We start from the raw sequence: 485 nt of genomic DNA on the forward strand, positions 1-485 counted from the left end.
TATTGAGCCATTCCCACTGTTTATCGAGCGTGTAGCGATAGAAAAACTGCAAGCCATTACGATCGAGTTTTATGGTGCTCCACGAATGGGTTTGAATAAGAGACGCGAAGAACTGTTTGAGGTCAGAGGTCGTTAATGTATCAGGGGCTCGGTCGAAATGAGCGGTGATCCGACGAACCGCACGGGAATAGGCATCGATCGTCGCAGGTCGTTTACCTTGCAGCTTTAGGTTGGTAAGGTGTTGTTCATAAAGGGCGTTGTAGCGTTTTAAGTCATCGGGTTTCATGGGGTTACTCCTGTGAACGACCATCAGGGTGATGGTGTTACAAGAGTATGGTTTGCACTCGTTTTACTCTGCCGCGTAGCGGCTTCGTTCAACAAGGCGTTTAACAGTGACCAAAAACGCTTGGCATTTTCACTTCGTGAAAGTATATGCCAAGGTTTGGTGCGGGTTATCTTGGCGTTATGTTTGAGGTATAAAAATG

1 protein-coding gene is annotated in these 485 nt (G+C 46.8%); it reads right to left on the reverse strand.

Going from position 1 to position 485, the window contains the following annotated elements:
• Positions 1-286: site-specific integrase (locus AB4512_RS23585; protein ID WP_372175944.1), on the reverse strand; the 286-nt coding region annotated here is incomplete at its 3' end.
• Positions 287-485 lie beyond the last annotated feature (199 nt).

The organism is Vibrio sp. 10N.222.52.B7 (assembly GCF_041474275.1).
Taxonomy (GTDB): Bacteria; Pseudomonadota; Gammaproteobacteria; order Enterobacterales; family Vibrionaceae; genus Vibrio; species Vibrio crassostreae_C.